Source organism: Nostoc sp. DSM 114160 (genome assembly GCF_053470305.1).
This window is the reverse complement of sequence record NZ_JBPFGO010000001.1, coordinates 2,668,215-2,684,047: the sequence shown is the minus strand read 5'-3', so window position 1 is coordinate 2,684,047 and position 15,833 is coordinate 2,668,215. Positions and strand designations below refer to the sequence as shown.

Annotated in this window: 5 protein-coding genes, 2 tRNA genes and 3 rRNA genes; 7 read left to right on the top strand and 3 right to left on the bottom strand. The window is 44.1% G+C overall.

Going from position 1 to position 15,833, the window contains the following annotated elements:
- The first annotated feature begins 138 nt into the window (after window positions 1-138).
- Window positions 139-1,809: a dipeptide ABC transporter ATP-binding protein gene (locus NSTCB13_RS11965; protein WP_448272483.1), complete on the top strand. Its 1,671-nt coding sequence runs from the start codon at window positions 139-141 to the stop codon at window positions 1,807-1,809.
- Between the two features lie 161 nt (window positions 1,810-1,970).
- Here NSTCB13_RS11965 and NSTCB13_RS11960 read toward each other — a convergent pair whose 3' ends face one another.
- Window positions 1,971-2,915, bottom strand: coding sequence for a hypothetical protein (locus NSTCB13_RS11960; RefSeq protein WP_448272482.1), 945 nt, complete (start codon window positions 2,913-2,915; stop codon window positions 1,971-1,973).
- A 625-nt stretch (window positions 2,916-3,540) separates the two neighbouring features.
- On the opposite strand from NSTCB13_RS11960, the gene NSTCB13_RS11955 reads away from it, so the two are divergent.
- A complete protein-coding gene (locus NSTCB13_RS11955; RefSeq protein WP_448264989.1) occupies window positions 3,541-4,044 on the top strand; it encodes an N-acetyltransferase family protein in 504 nt (167 codons plus the stop codon).
- A 594-nt stretch (window positions 4,045-4,638) separates the two neighbouring features.
- On the opposite strand, the gene nadC is transcribed toward NSTCB13_RS11955, so the two are convergent.
- Window positions 4,639-5,505, bottom strand: coding sequence for a carboxylating nicotinate-nucleotide diphosphorylase (nadC, locus tag NSTCB13_RS11950; RefSeq protein ID WP_448264988.1), 867 nt, complete (start codon window positions 5,503-5,505; stop codon window positions 4,639-4,641).
- A 311-nt stretch (window positions 5,506-5,816) separates the two neighbouring features.
- Between nadC and NSTCB13_RS11945 the strand changes: the two genes are divergently transcribed.
- The 5 genes from NSTCB13_RS11945 to rrf all read left to right on the top strand — a co-directional run bounded on the left by NSTCB13_RS11945 (window position 5,817) and on the right by rrf (window position 11,062).
- Window positions 5,817-7,305, top strand: a 16S ribosomal RNA gene (locus tag NSTCB13_RS11945).
- Between the two features lie 132 nt (window positions 7,306-7,437).
- Window positions 7,438-7,511, top strand: a tRNA-Ile gene (locus NSTCB13_RS11940).
- Between the two features lie 83 nt (window positions 7,512-7,594).
- A tRNA-Ala gene (locus tag NSTCB13_RS11935) sits at window positions 7,595-7,667 on the top strand.
- Window positions 7,668-7,924: 257 nt separating this feature from the next.
- Window positions 7,925-10,822 (top strand): 23S ribosomal RNA (locus NSTCB13_RS11930).
- A 122-nt stretch (window positions 10,823-10,944) separates the two neighbouring features.
- Window positions 10,945-11,062 (top strand): 5S ribosomal RNA (rrf, locus tag NSTCB13_RS11925).
- The 16S, 23S and 5S rRNA genes sit together here with 2 tRNA genes alongside, the layout of an rRNA operon.
- Before the next feature lie 628 nt (window positions 11,063-11,690).
- On the opposite strand, the gene NSTCB13_RS11920 is transcribed toward rrf, so the two are convergent.
- Complete coding sequence (locus NSTCB13_RS11920) at window positions 11,691-15,833, bottom strand: PAS domain S-box protein (protein ID WP_448272481.1); 4,143 nt, start codon at window positions 15,831-15,833, stop codon at window positions 11,691-11,693.

Sequence of the window (15,833 nt, the reverse complement as noted above, 5' to 3'; positions counted from 1 at the left end):
TCGTACAGAATTTATTCTGTTAGCGGATAGCTAAGGTTTAGCCCATTCTGACTCTTGAGTTCTGGATTCTTCTTCATTTGATAGACTATCCTAAATTTGAAATTATAAAAACTGGTAGCTCAGGGCTGATAACTAACTATGAGTGAAGCCTTATTCTGTATCGAAAATCTGCAAGTTGCCTATCCTGGGCGAAGTGGAGAAAAAACAAGCTGGGCGGTTGATGATGTATCTTTCACCTTGAAACCAGGTGAAAGAATGGGATTGGTGGGAGAGTCAGGTTGTGGTAAATCAACTATCGGACGGGCAGTAATGCGTTTACTACCATCCTCTAGCCGTATTCAGGGACGGGTGACATTTCAAGGACAGTCCGTGTTTGAATTGACACCTAATCAGTTACGGAAATTTCGGGGAGAGGCGATCGCCTTAATTTTTCAAGATCCCATGACACGCCTCGATCCTTTGATGACCATTGGTAAGCATTGTATCGAAACCCTCCAAGCGCACTCACCAGAATTATCAACGCGGGAAGCTAAAGAAAAAGCACTTGCGACCTTAGCAAAGGTGAATATTCCCCCTAGTCGCTGGAATCAGTATCCTCATGAGTTTAGCGGTGGAATGCGACAACGGGTAGCGATCGCTTTAGCTTTACTCCTCAACCCCAAGTTTATTGTTGCCGATGAACCCACCACCAGTTTAGATGTCACCGTTTCCGCGCAGATATTGCAAGAATTAACTCGCCTGTGCAGTGAAGAAAACATGGGATTGTTGCTGATTTCTCACGATTTAGCAATGGTGGCTGAGTATTGCGATCGCATTGGCGTGATGTATAACGGCAAGATGGTCGAAATGGGTTCTACAGAAACCGTATTTAAGCAACCTCAACATGAATACACGCGATCGCTTTTAAAAGCAGCATTACATATTCAAGCAGTAACTGATAGTGGAGAATTGATAATTGCCAATGACGAAGAAAAGCAATTACCAATTATTAATCAGCAATCTCCAATTTTGAGTGTTACAGAACTCAAGCAACACTACACTATAGAACCTAACTTTATCGAACGACTGCTTAACACACAAACGCAGACAATTAAAGCAGTAGATGGAATCAACCTGGATCTTTATTCAGGAGAAATTCTCGGCTTAGTCGGGGAATCAGGTTGTGGTAAAAGCACACTATCACGAACTATATTGCAACTAATTCGTCCCACTAGTGGTAAAGTTGAGTTTTTAGGACAGGATTTAACTAAACTATCGCGTCAAGAAATTCGTTCCTCACGGCGACAAATACAAATGGTCTTTCAAGACCCTCATGCTTGTCTCAATCCAGCGATGACAGTGGGACAAAGTATTGCAGATCCTTTATTTATCCACAATTTAGCCAATCCTGCCAAAGCAAAAGAACAGGTTTTGTGGATGCTAAATAAAGTTGGCTTAACACCGCCAGAAGTGTATTATGAGCGTTATCCGTCGGATTTGTCTGGTGGACAACAGCAAAGAGTAGCGATCGCTCGTGCTTTGATTACTCACCCTAAACTTTTAATCTGCGATGAACCAGTGAGTATGTTAGATGCTAGCGTTCAGTCGCAGGTGCTAGATTTGATGTTGCAATTAAAAGAAGAGTTTGAGTTAACTTATCTATTTATCACTCACGATCTTTGGTTAGCTAGATTTTTGTGCGATCGGATTGCCGTAATGAATGGTGGTAAAATTGTCGAACTTGGTCTGACAAAAAATATTTTTGCCAATCCTCAGCATCCTTATACCAAAACTTTACTAGCTGCTGCTCCCTTACTAGCACGCGCTTAACTAAAAGACTTCCAGTAAAAAAAACACTCCATCGTAGTAAGGGCGTAAACTTTTACGCCCTTACAAATCTACAAATAATTTGGAATAATTTATTTTTTGCAAGTCCCTAAATAAAATCAGAAGTAAGAAGTTTTAAACTCCTAATTCTTCACTCCTAACTCCTAACTATCTTCCCTTACTTCAACTAATCTAGTTGGTTCTTCACTCGAACTATAAAGTTCAACGAATCTTTTAAATAGCAATGCAGTCTCGTGATTTGAAGTTTTACTTAAGTTGAATAAACGCCCTATATTTTTTTCGGCTAAAGCTCTTAAATACGGCAAATCTTCAAATAGGGTCAAGCAAGAAGCAAAATGCAAGATTATTTGTAATAATGGCTTTGGCCAGTCTAAGTCACTATAAATATCTATAAAAAATTGATGTTCTGAGTCATTTAACGGGAAAGCATGAAATATAACAATTATTCTTTTGTTATTGTAAACGGGGATACTTAGTTCAACAGTGTAAGGGGTGTGTAATATTAAATCCACCTCTACAATAGGTTGTCGCCAAATTCTCAAAGGATTAGCTGGTGAGTCTAATATTGTTTGAAATTTAATTATCCCACCAGTGTTTGTGGGCTGAAAGTGGCTAATTTGAAAAATTTTTAGGTTGTTAAGGCTAAACTTATGAACTGTTTCCAAATGCTTTAAGCTCAATAGATGATATATTTGGCAAATATAAGGAAACGGTAAAATATACTCCTGGCTTATCATGTGGAGTTTTTTTATTTGAAGCTTATTAGCTTGAGTGCGATCCAGATATTCTTGATACTGGCTTGGGTCTAAATCATTACTATTGAAGCTTTCTTCTGGCTTTAAATATAACCAGCTTACAAAAAAGAAAGAGGCTGTAAATAGCTGAAATATTTCTATAGGAGATAAATAACCATCGGCAAATGCGGCCATACTTCTATCAGTTATCCCAAAAAGCCAAGATGGAATCCCAAAAACCCAAATGCTACTTTTTATTTGATCTATAAAAAGTGCTATATCAACAACTTTTGAAACATTAGTATTTTGATTGATACTAAATTTATTATGAATATTCAAACAATTAATAGACATAGTAATTTTTTGTTTAAAATTAATTAAGTTATATTAATTCTAAAGATTAATATATGAGAGCAACCTCTATCTTTAGCTATATATATAAATTGTATTTATGACAGCAAATTGAAACCCAGCTTTTATTAGGATAACGACATGCAATTTGTTGTTAGGTAAAATCATCAAACATCTATGTATTCACTCAGGTAGAATGATTTGTAATCTATGCTGCTAAAGGAATTGAGGTGTTACTTTCTTATAGAAAGCTTGGAGGAAAAAGCAGTATATAAATATTCAGATAAAAATTTTATTTGTTCTGTTATGATAAAGTTATCTATTTCTCTAGGATGAATACTGAATCATGCTTTAGAAAGAAAAGATTATAACTTAAAAAAGTTTATTTGTTAAATAAAATACATTAAGTAGGGTGTTGTAATTTGGCTCTAGCCATAACAGCTGTGGTGACTTTTATTAGTAGCGCATTCCATACTTGGTACTAGGGTTAGCCATTATCTTATCTAAGGTAGACTATCCCTATCTGACAAAGTATCTGTGACAATTACGATAGAAACCGTAGAATTGCTACTATTAACACTGTATTATTCTTAAATATTTTCTGAACATTTTTTCTGAGACGGTAGCAATGACTATTCGCCATGCGACTGAAACTGACTTGCCTGCAATTGTGGCAATTTACAACACTGCAATTCCTAGCCGCATGGCAACCGCTGACCTAGAACCAGTATCTGTGGAAAGTCGCCTTGCTTGGTTTAAAGGGCGATCGCCTTCACAACGCCCACTTTGGGTAATCGAAGTAGAAGGAGTAATTGCTGGATGGCTTAGTTTCCAATCCTTTTATGGGCGACCTGCTTATAGTAAGACTGCCGAAATTAGTATTTATATCGCCCCTAGCTTTCATCGGTGTGGTTTGGGACGACAACTCTTAGCACAAGCAATTAGTGAAAGTCCTAGTTTGGGTATAAAGAGCCTAGTATGCTTCATTTTTGCCCACAATCAGCCCAGTTTAAAACTTTTTGAAACATTTGGTTTTCAACGTTGGGGACATTTGCCTAAAATTGCCGAACTTGACAACGTTGAACGAGACTTAGTAATCATGGGACTGCAAATTAGTAAACCTGTTATTTAAAGCGATCGCTATTTTCTGAGACTTGTAAATTAAATTTGGTAACAAATGATCTGAATTCATTGCCCGTAACCATTGCGATGATTCTCAGGTAATTCTTAGATAATTAGTAAGCGATCGCTTTTTTCTCATTTTTTCTAATTTCACATTGTAGTCTAACCAAAATCTACTATTTTCAACTATGTTTACAAACTAGTTGATTGAACTCGCTATCACATTACAAAGAAGATATTGTGTTAGGCTTTGAGCCTCCAAAAATGCCAGGACTAACGCAACTGGCACAGTGCGATCTCTAGCCAGTAGTACAGAAGTATTTAATTACCCAGAATGTGTTTGATTGGCTTTACTCGAATTAGTAATAATAATCAATGATGTATTTTGTTATTAAAATTTTTCTGGGAAAACTATTTACAAGCTCAAGCACAATTTGCTTTTTAATTATTTAATTGAGCAACTAAAACGTCCAGATATTGCTATGTCTTCTGTGTAGTTTTTGGGTGCTTGGTGCGCTTGGCACACCATTGCTTATGCCAGTTACGTAAGTCTTGAATGCGACATTACAATAACTTTGCAGTAGGATGATTTGCCTCTTTCTATTTAAAGTACAATCCTCATACTTAAATCTAACCACTTCGATTGAGTAATCGGCGCGCTGCTAGAAATATAGTCAACACCAGTTTCCGCCACAGCGCGAATCGTTTCCAAAGTCACATTCCCCGAAGCTTCAATTTTTACCTGGCTCTCCTGTTGGTGAATCAACTCTACCGCCTGACGCATTATATCCAAAGGCATATTGTCTAGCATAATAATGTCAGCCTTGTGCTGCAAAGCTTCTTTCACTTGCTCTAAACTTTCAGTCTCTACCTCTATAGTCAAGGGATAAGGAATTTGAGAACGAATACGGGTAATAGCTTTTCCAATTCCGCCAGCCGCCGCAATGTGATTATCCTTAATCATCACCGCATCATCCAACCCCATGCGGTGATTAATCGCCCCACCCAAAGCAGTCGCGTACTTTTCTAACAGTCTTAGCCCTGGCGTAGTTTTGCGCGTATCCACCAACTGAGCAGGTAAATCAGCAATTTTCTCTACATATATATTAGTCAGCGTCGCAATTCCACTTAACCGCATAGCCAAATTGAGTGCGACTCGTTCCCCCATAAGCAGCGCATCCAGTGAACCATGAATTTCAGCTACCACCTGTCCCGGCTCACACCATGTACCTTCAGCCGCAACCGCCACAAAGCTAACTTTTTCATTCAAAATCTGAAACACCCTAGCTGCAACTGGTAAGCCAGCAATTATCCCTGAAGCTTTAGCCATCCATTTAGCAGAGCCTAGCGTCACATCTTCTACTAATAGAGTATTTGTAGTGCGATCGCCCCTACCAATATCCTCCAATAACCAACTACGCAACAGAGGATCTAAAACTAGCCAGGGCGGCAAAACAGCAGAATAGCTCACAAATTTATTGGTTCCTAAAAGACTTCCAGCAATACTATAGCCTAAACCCCTTGTCTTGCATGGCTTTGATAGTGATGCCGAAGTCGTCCAAAAATATTTTGGAAAAAGTAGTTGACACGAGGAATTAGGTTCGCTATATTGAATAAGTGCTTGAAGCGGAGCGAGAAAGAGCAACGCTTAAAGGACACCGAACCTTGAAAATATTATAGTTTGAAAGCGATTATACAGCAAGTGTATTGCGTCAAGCAAATAAAAATAACTAAGCTGAAGTTAAAAAAGAGCAGCTATTGAGCTAAAGAGCTTTCCAATTCAAAACGGAGAGTTTGATCCTGGCTCAGGATGAACGCTGGCGGTATGCTTAACACATGCAAGTCGAACGGTGTCTTCGGACACAGTGGCGGACGGGTGAGTAACGCGTGAGAATCTGGCTCTAGGTCTGGGACAACCACTGGAAACGGTGGCTAATACCGGATGTGCCGAAAGGTGAAAGGCTTGCTGCCTAGAGATGAGCTCGCGTCTGATTAGCTAGTTGGAAGTGTAATGGACTCCCAAGGCGACGATCAGTAGCTGGTCTGAGAGGACGATCAGCCACACTGGGACTGAGACACGGCCCAGACTCCTACGGGAGGCAGCAGTGGGGAATTTTCCGCAATGGGCGAAAGCCTGACGGAGCAATACCGCGTGAGGGAGGAAGGCTCTTGGGTCGTAAACCTCTTTTCTTAGGGAAGAACACAATGACGGTACCTGAGGAATAAGCATCGGCTAACTCCGTGCCAGCAGCCGCGGTAATACGGAGGATGCAAGCGTTATCCGGAATGATTGGGCGTAAAGCGTCCGCAGGTGGCAATGAAAGTCTGCTGTTAAAGAGTCTAGCTCAACTAGATAGAAGCAGTGGAAACTACATAGCTAGAGTACGTTCGGGGCAGAGGGAATTCCTGGTGTAGCGGTGAAATGCGTAGAGATCAGGAAGAACACCAGTGGCGAAGGCGCTCTGCTAGGCCGTAACTGACACTGAGGGACGAAAGCTAGGGGAGCGAATGGGATTAGATACCCCAGTAGTCCTAGCCGTAAACGATGGATACTAGGCGTGGCTTGTATCGACCCGAGCCGTGCCGTAGCTAACGCGTTAAGTATCCCGCCTGGGGAGTACGCCGGCAACGGTGAAACTCAAAGGAATTGACGGGGGCCCGCACAAGCGGTGGAGTATGTGGTTTAATTCGATGCAACGCGAAGAACCTTACCAAGGCTTGACATGTCGCGAATCTTGATGAAAGTTGAGAGTGCCTTCGGGAGCGCGAACACAGGTGGTGCATGGCTGTCGTCAGCTCGTGTCGTGAGATGTTGGGTTAAGTCCCGCAACGAGCGCAACCCTCGTTTTTAGTTGCCAGCATTAAGTTGGGCACTCTAGAGAGACTGCCGGTGACAAACCGGAGGAAGGTGGGGATGACGTCAAGTCAGCATGCCCCTTACGCCTTGGGCTACACACGTACTACAATGCTTTGGACAGAGGGCAGCAAGCGAGCGATCGCAAGCAAATCCCGCAAACCAAAGCTCAGTTCAGATCGCAGGCTGCAACTCGCCTGCGTGAAGGAGGAATCGCTAGTAATTGCAGGTCAGCATACTGCAGTGAATTCGTTCCCGGGCCTTGTACACACCGCCCGTCACACCATGGAAGCTGGTAGTGCCCGAAGTCATTACTCCAACCATTCGTGGAGGAGGATGCCTAAGGCAGGACTGGTGACTGGGGTGAAGTCGTAACAAGGTAGCCGTACCGGAAGGTGTGGCTGGATCACCTCCTTTAAAGGAGACCCTACACCCCTTAGAGATCGAAAAGCAAACAGCTATATAGATACTAAGTTGGTCATTCCTTAGGTCAGTCGCAGACATTTGCATAATGTAGAAAGCTTTCAAACTATGATGAAGGTTCGATATGGGCTATTAGCTCAGGTGGTTAGAGCGCACCCCTGATAAGGGTGAGGTCCCTGGTTCGAGTCCAGGATGGCCCACCTGAATCAATTAAAAATGTAAAATGCAAAATTAAAAATTTATTTCACTTTTAATTTTTAATTATCAATTTTTAATTGTATCTGGGGGTTTAGCTCAGTTGGTAGAGCGCCTGCTTTGCAAGCAGGATGTCAGCGGTTCGAGTCCGCTAACCTCCACCTGATAGTGATTGCCATTAAAAAATTTTGTTTGTGAGAGTTCAGCAACGTGACATTTGTCAGACTGCTGAGTAAATTCTCAGCCAGAACCATGAAAACTGCATAGGAACGCAAATTAGCAGGCAGACACAGACATTATCGAGTGCTGAGTGCTTCGGCTTAGAGTGCTGAGTAAAATCAGTGTGAAGTGACGAAGTAAGCAGAACTAACTAGAAGTGATTGTGAATGCAATAGTTAAAAGACCAAAAAATTTGAGTGGTCAAGCGAATAAGGGCTAACGGTGGATACCTAGGCACACAGAGGCGACGAAGGACGTGGTTACCGACGATATGCTCCGGGGAGTTGGAAGCAAACATTGAGCCGGAGATTTCCGAATGGGGCAACCCTAAATACTACCTGCTGAATATATAGGCAGGAAAGAGCCAACCCAGCGAATTGAAACATCTTACTAGCTGGAGGAAGAGAAATCAAAACAGAGATTCCCTAAGTAGTGGTGAGCGAAAGGGGAAAAGCCTAAACCAGAGGGTTTACCTTTTGGGGTAGTGGGACAGCGATATCGAATCTAGCGGTTAAACGAAGCAGCTAAATACTGCACCAAAGAAGGTGAAAGTCCTGTAGTTGAAAACTCAAGGATAGTAGCTCAATCCCGAGTAGCATGGGGCACGAGGAATCCCATGTGAATCAGCGAGGACCACCTCGTAAGGCTAAATACTACTGTGTGACCGATAGTGAACCAGTACCGCGAGGGAAAGGTGAAAAGAACCCCGGAAGGGGAGTGAAATAGAACATGAAACCGTTAGCTTACAAGCAGTGGGAGGACTATTAAAAGTCTGACCGCGTGCCTGTTGAAGAATGAGCCGGCGACTTATAGGCACTGGTAGGTTAAAGCGAGAATGCTGGAGCCAAAGGGAAACCGAGTCTGAAAAGGGCGAAACGATCAGTGTTTATAGACCCGAACCCTGGTGATCTAACCATGGCCAGGATGAAGCTTGGGTAACACCAAGTGGAGGTCCGCACCGACTGATGTTGAAAAATCAGCGGATGAGTTGTGGTTAGGGGTGAAATGCCAATCGAACCAGGAGCTAGCTGGTTCTCCCCGAAATGTGTTTAGGCGCAGCGGTAATGATTATATCTGGGGGGTAAAGCACTGTTTCGGTGCGGGCTGGGAGACCGGTACCAAATCGAGACAAACTCAGAATACCCAGAGGAGACATTGCCAGTGAGACAGTGGGGGATAAGCTTCATTGTCAAGAGGGAAACAGCCCAGACCACCAGCTAAGGTCCCGAAATCATCGCTAAGTGATAAAGGAGGTGAGAGTGCACAGACAACTAGGAGGTTTGCCTAGAAGCAGCCACCCTTGAAAGAGTGCGTAATAGCTCACTAGTCAAGCGCTCTCGCGCCGAAAATGAACGGGGCTAAGCGATGTACCGAAGCTGTGGGATTAATAATTAACGATTAATCGGTAGGGGAGCGTTCCGTCGTAGGTAGAAGCAGTAGCGGCAAGCAGCTGTGGACGAAACGGAAGTGAGAATGTCGGCTTGAGTAGCGCAAATATTGGTGAGAATCCAATACCCCGAAACCCTAAGGTTTCCTCCGCCAGGTTCGTCCTCGGAGGGTTAGTCAGGACCTAAGGCGAGGCCAAACGGCGTAGTCGATGGACAACGGGTTAAAATTCCCGTACTGATTGTAAGTTGTGCAGAGGGACGGAGAAGATAAGTGTCAGCCGGATGTTGGTTACCGGTTCAAGCGTCAAGATGTTGAGAGACGGCGAAAACGTTTCGAGTTGAGGCGTGAGTACGACCCACTACGGTGGGGAAGTGGCATAGTCTAGCTTCCAAGAAAAGCTCTAAACACGTTAACTTACAGTTACCTGTACCCGAAACCGACACAGGTAGGGAGGTTGAGAATACCAAGGGGCGCGAGATAACTCTCTCTAAGGAACTCGGCAAAATGGCCCCGTAACTTCGGAAGAAGGGGTGCCCACCGTAAAGAGTGGGTCGCAGTGAAGAGATCCAGGCGACTGTTTACCAAAAACACAGGTCTCCGCAAAGTCAAATCGACGCAGTATGGGGGCTGACGCCTGCCCAGTGCCGGAAGGTTAAGGAAGTTGGTCAGGGGGCAACCTTGAAGCTAGCGACCGAAGCCCCGGTGAACGGCGGCCGTAACTATAACGGTCCTAAGGTAGCGAAATTCCTTGTCGGGTAAGTTCCGACCCGCACGAAAGGCGTAACGATCTGGATGGTGTCTCAGAGAGAGACTCGGCGAAATAGGAATGTCTGTGAAGATACGGACTGCCTGCACCTGGACAGAAAGACCCTATGAAGCTTTACTGTAGCCTGGAATTGTGTTCGGGCTTGGCTTGCGCAGGATAGGTGGGAGGCGATGAAGTATTCCTTGTGGGGAGTATGGAGCCAACGGTGAGATACCACTCTGGCGAAGCTAGAATTCTAACCCATGACCGTTATCCGGTCAGGGAACAGTTTCAGGTGGGCAGTTTGACTGGGGCGGTCGCCTCCTAAAAGGTAACGGAGGCGCGCAAAGGTTCCCTCAGCACGCTTGGAAACCGTGCGGCGAGTGTAAAGGCATAAAGGGAGCTTGACTGCAACACTGACAAGTGGAGCAGGTACGAAAGTAGGCCTTAGTGATCCGACGGCGCAGAGTGGAATGGCCGTCGCTCAACGGATAAAAGTTACTCTAGGGATAACAGGCTGATCTCCCCCAAGAGTCCACATCGACGGGGAGGTTTGGCACCTCGATGTCGGCTCATCGCAACCTGGGGCGGAAGTACGTCCCAAGGGTTGGGCTGTTCGCCCATTAAAGCGGTACGTGAGCTGGGTTCAGAACGTCGTGAGACAGTTCGGGTCCATATCCGGTGCAGGCGTTAGAGCATTGAGAGGAGTCCTCCTTAGTACGAGAGGACCGGGAGGAACGCACCGCTGGTGTACCAGTTATCGTGCCAACGGTAAACGCTGGGTAGCCAAGTGCGGAGCGGATAACCGCTGAAAGCATCTAAGTGGGAAGCCCACCTCAAGATGAGTGCTCTCACCACAATTAGTGGGTAAGGTCACCTGAAGAACACAGGTTAATAGGCGGTAGGTGGAAGTGCAGTAATGTATGTAGCCGAGCCGTGCTAACAGACCGAGGGCTTGACCTCACAAATAATTTGGTTGATTGGCGTTCCTGTGCAGTCTTCAGGGTTTTGTGAACAAGGGTAAAGGTTAAAGGTAGGTTTTTTCCTTTTTTCCCTTCCCCTTTCCCCCTTGCCCTCAAAGTTTTCCTGGTGTCTATTGCGCGGTGGAACCACACTGAACCCTTCCCGAACTCAGAGGTGAAACGCTGCTGCGGCAACGATAGTTTAGGGGTCGCCCTACGCAAAAATAGCTCGATGCCAGGTTTCATTTTTCTCACATCAAGCCCCACACTCATCTGGCGTGGGGCTTTTTGTTGATCCCAGAGCCACATTAGGTGGGTTAATTTAACGCAAGTTCGATGGATAAAAAACAGCAAAAAGCTTGCTAGATATAAAACATGAGAAATTGAGCAGGTGCATTCGTGAGAGGTCAAGGTCAAATATCATTTGTCAATAGAGAATAGTACTTAAAATATTGCTAAAAATCGGGTCGGAAAGATAATTTTTGAGCAGTTGATCGCCTCATCTTAATACCTGGGTTTAGACTAGTTCGACGATAAAGCCGGTGCAAAAGTAAATTTCCAAAAAAAAATAAGCATACGAATTTAAGATGTTTCTAGGAACTAAAACCAAGGCTTTTAGGCTTTATAGAATGAGCCTTCTGAGTTTCGCACCGAGAACTAGACTAAACTCTAGCGATACACATGATTCATTCTTGCCCACTAAGTCCAGTACGGTAGTTAATTTAGTTACTTCGTTTCGTCTCCATTTCCAGCATAATTTCTAATTGACAAATAGTAAGTTTAGTTTGGATTCTCACCGATGAGGCAAGTGTAGTAATGTTGCTTTCTGGTTTGAAAGCTTATAAATACAAAATTATGGAGTCTATCTATTAACAATTGCTACAACTATAAATTAGGTTAGCGATCGCACGAAGTAATTTAGCTGGCTCCACTGGTTTGGTGATATGCTGCCCAAATCCGGCGGCAATTGCCTGTTGATAATCAACCTCACCAGCATAAGCTGTAAGAGCGATCGCGGGAATTTTTCCTCCAAGTTCTGGTGACATAGCTCTAATTTGACGAATTAGCATATAGCCGTCTACTTCTGGCATTCCAATGTCGCTTAACAGCAAATTTGGCTGGAACTGAGGCATAATTTGGAGTGCTTCCATCGCAGATGCCGCCTGGATTACTACCGCGCCAGATTGCTCCAAAATGAAAGCAATTAACTCTCGTGTATCCCGCTCATCATCCACAAGCAGAACTTTCAACCCCTTGAAATCGGGCAAATCATCAGCTTGAGAGGCAATCTGATGGCTATTTAAATCGACCTCGATTAACGGTAGCATGACTGTAAAGATCGATCCCTGTTCTTCACCCAAACTTTCTGCCTTAACTGTGCCGCCGTGTAGCTCGACAATGTGACGAACAATAGCTAATCCTAAGCCCAGTCCGCCAAATTTTCTAGTGGTTGCACCATCAGCTTGTCGAAAGTAGTCAAAGACGAATGGTAAAAAGTCAGGGCTAATTCCCTTACCTGTATCACTGACTCGCAATTTAACCTGAGAACCAACAGACTCTAAACTGATTTCTATCTCTCCACCTTGGGGTGTAAACTTAATAGCATTGGAAACTAGATTCCAGATAACTTGCTGCAAGCGACTGGAATCACCTCTGACTAAAAATTTAGAATTTGAAGTTTGGCATTTTAAATTGTTAGGTTGCTGATTAAAATCGATAGAGTCTAAATTTATTTGAGAATTGTCTAATCCAAAATCCTTCGATGGTTCCTGAGCCTTGTCCTTCGCGTAGCGTCCCGCAGGTAAGGACTGAGTGCTTGCGTCGAAGTCTAAAATCGTAAATTGCAAATCGATCGATTTGGCTTCAGCAGCTAGACGTACAGTTTCTATTGCTGCGGCGATCGCAGTTTCTAAATTTACAGAAGCAATATTCAAACTCAGCTTACCTTGGAGAATGCGAGAGACATCCAGTAAATCTTCGATTAATTGGGTTTGCAGCTTGGCATTGCGCTCAATGGTTTCGAGAGCGCGAGTAGTGGTTGCTTCATCATACTTTTTCGTTTGTAGTAATTTCGACCATCCCAAAATCGGGTTTAGCGGCGTGCGAAGTTCGTGGGAAAGCACCGCCAAAAACTCATCTTTGATTCGATTAGCTTGGATTAATTCTTCTTTGCGTCGCTGTAACGAAGCCATTAACTGAGCGCGTTCCAGAGCAACCGCCACCTGATCGGAGGTTGCTTGTAATAGAGTTATTTCCCCAGAAGTGAAATTGGTACGGGTGCGACTGGCAAAGCAGAGGACGCCAAGCAGCTTTCCTTGAGCAATTAACGGTTGACCTGCATAGGCTGTAATTCCTAAAGCATTCAGGATGTTGGCATGAGGATGGGTAGAGCGCGGCACATTATTGACGACGATTTGACGGCGTTCTTGCACCACTAGTCCGCATATCCCTTGATTAAATTCCATATATTCAATTGCTTGAAATACTTCATCAGTAATGCCGTTCCAAGCTACTAACCGGAGTTTCTGTTTATTTTCGTGTGTATCGATTAAATAGTGAAAGTAACAGTGCAAATCCATTTGCGCCGAGAGTTTGTTAAACAAGCTGTTCATTAGATCCAAGGGGCGCTCGGTTGAAAGCAAATCACTGGTCGTTTCCGAAAGCAGTTTAAGTCTTTCACTGCGCTCTTGTAATGCTTGTTCTGCAAGCTGACGTTCGCGAAGGGCGCGTTCGCGTTCGGTAATGTCAATTGCAACCCCTCCTACTAGGCGTTGACCAGAGGCATCGGCAATGGGAAACTTATAAACAAAAAATTCGCCAAGGGTGCCATCTGTGCGTGGGGCAGACTCAATCGTTTGAACAACCTGATTCCTTTCGGCAACTATTCTAATGTTATCGAGGAGGGGTTGAGCAATTTGGACTGGGTATAGATCAAAAATGTTTTTATCGATCGCCTTATTTGTTGCTACATTGAACATGCTCAAATAAGTCGGACTGAGGTAAAGTACGCGTCCGTATGCATTCGTAATCCATGCGGCGGCGGGAATATTATCCATAAAAGCTTGAAATTGCTCTTGGCTTTGACTCAGTGCTTTTTTAGCTTGTTTGAGATCGCTAATATCCAGAATAAATGCGACTGATTTATGCCGAGATTCTCCTAAAAGGGAGTAGCCAACTACAACTGGGACGCTGGAACCATCTTTGCGAATAAATTCCTTCTCATAAGGAGTACAGGTTCCCTTCGCTATTGCTTCGGCAATAGCTAGTTCATCTAAATATTGATACTCAGATGGCGTGATATCAGCCCAGCTTAATCTACCTGCTTGGATATCCTCTTGGGTATAGCCGACAATTCGCAAAAACTCGTCGTTGGCTTCAGTGATGCTACCATTCACATCACCAAAGAGAATGCCAACTATATTAGCTTTCACAAAACTCCTAAGCCGTTCTTCACTTGCTTGGATTGCTGCTTCTGCCTGTTTGCGTTTGCTGATATCTGTAGTGCTACCAACTAAACGTACTGGCTTGCCATCAGCATCCCGTTGCACCACTATTCCTCGATCTAATACATAGATATACTGATTGTTTTTGTTGCGAATTCGGTACTCGGCAGTATAGCGATCGCTATTTGCCAAAGCAACTCGCGCTTCTTCTTGTACGTGTTGCAAATCCTCTGGATGGACAAGCTCACGCCACCAACTACCAGTTGCTTCAGCTTCTGCAAGAGAATAGCCCAAAATTCGAGTTAACCCATCAGTTCTTTCAACGCTATCTTGTTCTATATTCCAGTCATAAATCAGACAGTTGACCGCAGATGCTGCTAACTCAAACCGCTCGTTCGCTAACCTCAGACGTTCCTCTTTCTGTCGTAAAGTTCGTTCTACTTGTTTGCGTTCAGTGATGTCTCGGAAGAAAATGTCAAGACCATCTTCACTAGGATAAGCGTGAATCTCCACCCACAAGTCATGCTTGGGTGGTAAGTAGTAGTGATACTCGAAATGGACGGGAATTTGCTCTGCCATCGCCCGTCGGTATTGACGCTCTAAATTCGTGCCCAATAATATAGGCCACTCCTCCCAGTGCGACTTACCAATGACCTCTGTCCGGGGTTTACCGTTAATTCGCTCTGCTTCGGCATTTTGGTAGATGATGCGCCAGTCCCGGTCTAGAGTAATAAATGCATCACTCATGTTTTCTAGAGTGCGTGTGTTCCGCTGATTGGCTTGCTGCAATGCTGCTTCTGCTTGTTTGCATTCGCGTAGCGCAGCTTGCTGTTCGCTCAAATCAATAACAAAGGCAATGACCGTTTCTTGATTATCTCCCAGCATTACAGAACCGAGCAGAACCGGAATGCGATCGCCATCTTTACGAATGTATTCTTTCTCAAAAGGCTTACATATTCCTGTAGCTTTCACTTCTTCCACTAAACGTTCGCTCAAAAGAAGATACTCCGGTGGGGTAATCTCGCGCCAGTTTATTTGGTTAGCCGAGAAATCTTCTCGCGTATAGCCGATCATCTTCAGAAAAGCATCATTGGCTTCGATGATGAAGCCCTTGTTGATATCAGTTACGATTACCCCAATGATGTTGGATTTTGCCAGTCGGCTAAACCGCATTTCGCTATTTTGCAACAACTTGAGGCTTGTCTCTGCTTTGCGTCTAGCAGTTCGCAACTCTGAAGAAAGCGCAGTAATTAAGAAGGATACTAGTGAGAATGTGGTTAATCGTACCAGAACTTTGAAGCTGAGGAAATCGAAGGAGTAGACTGGATCGATCGAGAAATAGAGCGCAGTTGTCACAGATAAAGCGATCGCTAGTACTCCCAGTTTCATACCACCATACCAGGCGCTGACTGCCACAGCAGCATAAAATAATGTCAACACGCTCGGATCGAAAACTGGCAGTAATACTTTTGTCAACAGCAGTGCCGTTATGACTGCCAAAATCATCACACTAAATGCTATGAAGCGATAACGCATTATCCAAATTTTTTCAGGTACTTTCACCGCCAT